This window comes from Ruegeria sp. YKSF131, assembly GCF_059612645.1.
On sequence record NZ_JBXWQZ010000124.1, the window covers coordinates 1 to 3,291 of the forward strand.

Here is a 3,291-nt window from a genome sequence, read left to right on the forward strand (position 1 = left end):
TGGTCAGAGATCGCGCGGCGAGGCCCAGATCGGGCGATACAAACAGGTCATCGGACTGGAACTGCGCAGCCGCAACATGGAGACCCAGACAACCGAAGCCCGCATCGCTGTTAAAGCCCTCAACCGCATGACCCGTCTAGGTCGTGCGACCTATGAACGTGTCGCATAACGAACCGGGGAAAGGGGCAAATGCGGCCCAAGCGCTATTCGTGCAACGCGGTCCGCCAAAGCCTTTCGACGCGCTTGTCATTCACCTGTCAGCCCGCATCTCTCGGCAAAGCCGCGATCCGGCGATAACCGTAGCGGCCATACTGGCGGGCCAATTCTATCATGTCCGCCACCAGGCGCTTCTCATCAGTTCGACCTTTCGGCAGCTTTCGCTGTGTGGATCGGTGCTGTTTCAGGACACGACACGCCCGGCGTTCTGAGACACGCAGTTTGCGGCGCACATGGTTGATGCAGGCACGGCGACGGGCGGGGCTCAGTAGTTTCCCTTGGCCGCCTCCGTCAGGATCAGTTTGTCCAGGGTAAGATCCGAGACGGCCTTTCGAAGACGCTCATTCTCTTTTTGAAGGCGCTTGAGTTCCTTCAACTGATCCGTACCCATTCCGCCGTACTTTTTCTTCCAGCGATAATAGGTCTGTTCAACAAGACCAATCTGCCGGATTGCATCCAGGCGGGACATGCCTTGCCCCATCAATATCTCAACCTGTCGCAACTTCGAGACAATCTCTTCCGGCTTCGGTCGCTTGTTTGCCATTCGTGGTCCTCCGTTTCCTAAACATAACGGTGGACCAGTTCAGTTGGGGAGGCTCACTGCGTTCAGTAAAATTGGATTGCCACTTGGAAGAGGATGGCGGATTGGTGGATCAGAGTAAACGACCCCAAACTTACCAGCCGTCCGCACATTTCGACCAACCTGGAACAAGGGACGCATCGTCGGCCAGAAGCGACGGCACTGGCCGAAACAGGTTTGTGCATCAGATATCGTCAAAGGATGAACTGACTGCGCTCGTCACACTTGCGTTCCTCACCAATCCTCCTATGAAAGTGCAATAAATTTATCGGGGGAAAGCTTGCGATGCGCATGCGCGATACGTTCATCAAACCGATGCACCCTGAAGGTATTCGGTTTGTCGCAATCTTTGCCGCAATAGCTGTCGGCCTGTTTTTACTTTCTGACATTCTGGGTTGGATTGGCGTCGGTCTCACGATCTGGTGTTACTATTTCTTTCGCGACCCGGAACGGGTGCCGCCGACGGAAGAGGGTTTGATCGTCAGCCCGGCGGACGGGGTGGTTTCGCTGATCGAAGCAGCGGTACCTCCGAGCGAACTTGGGATGCCCGACGCGCCGCTTACCCGTGTCAGCGTGTTCATGAGCGTCTTCAACTGCCATGTAAACCGAACGCCAGTTGAAGGTGAGATTGCCGCTGTTGCCTATCGCCCCGGCAAGTTTTTCAACGCATCCCTGGACAAGGCGAGTGCCGACAACGAACGCAACAGCTTGCGTATTCGTATGGCAAACGGTCAGGATCTGGCTGTTGTCCAAATTGCGGGCCTAGTTGCCAGACGGATCGTCTGCTTCGTAAAACCCGGTGACAAGCTGCAAACCGGAGAACGGTTTGGATTGATCCGGTTCGGATCTCGGTTGGATGTTTATCTTCCTGATGGTGTCGTGCCACAGGTGCGTGTCGGGCAAACGATGATTGCGGGCGAAACCGTCCTAGCTAGTTTGCGCACACCTGAACAAAAATAGGTGGTGGGATCTGTGGCAAAACCATCTAAGCAGGAAGAGACCGGGTTCGCGCTGATCCATTTGTTGCCCAATGCGCTGACCATAACAGCTATATGCGCGGGCCTGACGGCGATCAGATTTGGTGTACAGGGCAATTACGTGCTTGCGGTGCAGCTCATTATTGCTGCTTGCGTGCTGGATGGGTTGGACGGGCGTATTGCGCGCCTGCTCAGCAGTGACAGCAAAATCGGAGCGGAACTAGATTCACTCGCAGATTTTCTGAACTTCGGAGTGGCCCCGCCGCTCGTTCTTCATTTTTGGGCCTTGCAGGATATTCAAAACGCAGCGTGGCTTGCCGTCCTGTTTTATGCGGTATGCTGCGTGATGCGCCTTGCCCGTTTCAACGTGGGTAGCAAATCCGAAGCCTGTGATCAGAACGATGCCTATTTCAAAGGGGTCCCGGCCCCTGCGGGGGCGCTGTTGGTGATGCTGCCAATGTATGTTTCCTTCGCTTTTGCAGATGCCCCGCTGCTGCCCGGCATATTGATTTGTCTTTACATGGTGGTCATCGGTCTGCTGCTCATCAGCCGGATACCAACCTGGTCTTTCAAGACGACGCGGATCTCGCGCGAGAATGCAAAATACTTTCTCATCGGGGTCGCTGTTGTTGGCGCGGCGCTGCTGACCTATCCCTGGGTCACGCTGATCGCGCTTTGCGTTGGATATGTGGGAACGGTTGCCTGGGCCTGGCGTGGCAAGGAAGTCTCTTCTAACCGTTAAGGACCTGATATGGACATAAAAGCCGTTCAAAACTCCTATGCTCGATGGGCGCCCGTCTATGACAAGACGTTTGGAGCCATCACCTGTGTTGGGCGGCAGCACGCGGTTGACTATATCAACAGACACCCGGGCAAAGTACTGGAGGTCGGCGTGGGCACTGGTCTGTCACTGGAACACTACAAGCCCGAGATGCAGGTGACAGGGATCGATTTCAGCGAGGAGATGCTGAAAAAGGCCCGCGACAAAGTGGAAGCCCAATCACTGAGTCACGTCGAGGAGCTGCGGCAAATGGATGCCCGCTCGCTTGATTTTCCGGACAACCACTTCGATACGGTTGCGGCGATGCATGTGCTGTCCGTCGTTCCCGAACCGGAAAGGGTGATGGCAGAAATAGCGAGGGTCTGCAAACCGGGCGGCAGAGTGGTAATCACCAACCACTTCCAACGAAAGCGGGGTTTGATTGCTTCCCTTGAACGGGTTTTTGCCCCGCTTGCAAACACAATTGGTTGGCATTCTGATTTCGAAATCGACACAGTATTGCAAGAGGATGTACTGACCGTCGGAGAGCAAAGAACCCTGCCACCGCTGGGGATGATGACCTTTTTGGTTTTGACGAAAACAGCATTTGCATAACGGCCTTGTCAACAATTCTCGTGGCCCACAAACTAAAGCACCCCGCCAAAAACCTGAATCGTGTGGATTCCCATGAGAGCTGAATTGTGATTCATCCTGTTTGGGAGGATGGATCATGTCGGCACCTTTACCGGAAGCGCTTC

The 3,291-nt window shown here is 54.8% G+C and carries 3 protein-coding genes and 1 pseudogene; 3 read left to right on the forward strand and 1 reads right to left on the reverse strand.

The window, feature by feature from the left end; genetic code table 11:
* Positions 1-260 precede the first annotated feature (260 nt).
* Positions 261-760: pseudogene (locus tag AC2FLZ_RS21855) on the reverse strand (transposase); the annotation flags it as partial.
* A 321-nt stretch (positions 761-1,081) separates the two neighbouring features.
* On the opposite strand from AC2FLZ_RS21855, the gene AC2FLZ_RS21860 reads away from it, so the two are divergent.
* Genes AC2FLZ_RS21860 through AC2FLZ_RS21870 form a run of 3 tightly spaced genes read left to right on the forward strand, consistent with a single transcriptional unit; the run spans position 1,082 to position 3,148 of the window.
* Positions 1,082-1,756 (forward strand): phosphatidylserine decarboxylase, encoded by a 675-nt coding sequence (locus AC2FLZ_RS21860; RefSeq protein ID WP_480477954.1) that lies wholly within the window; start codon positions 1,082-1,084, stop codon positions 1,754-1,756.
* 12 nt (positions 1,757-1,768) lie between these two features.
* On the forward strand, positions 1,769-2,515 hold the full coding sequence (pssA, locus tag AC2FLZ_RS21865) for a CDP-diacylglycerol--serine O-phosphatidyltransferase (RefSeq protein ID WP_480495276.1): 747 nt from the start codon (positions 1,769-1,771) through the stop codon (positions 2,513-2,515).
* 9 nt (positions 2,516-2,524) lie between these two features.
* Positions 2,525-3,148: a class I SAM-dependent methyltransferase gene (locus AC2FLZ_RS21870; protein ID WP_480520792.1), complete on the forward strand. Its 624-nt coding sequence runs from the start codon at positions 2,525-2,527 to the stop codon at positions 3,146-3,148.
* Positions 3,149-3,291: the final 143 nt, after the last annotated feature.

Excerpts from the sequence above, each read along its gene's own strand:
- AC2FLZ_RS21860 (WP_480477954.1), top strand. The coding sequence starts at position 1,082 with ATGCGCATGCGCGATACGTTCATCAAACCGATGCACCCTGAAGGTATT.
- AC2FLZ_RS21870 (WP_480520792.1), top strand. The coding sequence starts at position 2,525 with ATGGACATAAAAGCCGTTCAAAACTCCTATGCTCGATGGGCGCCCGTC.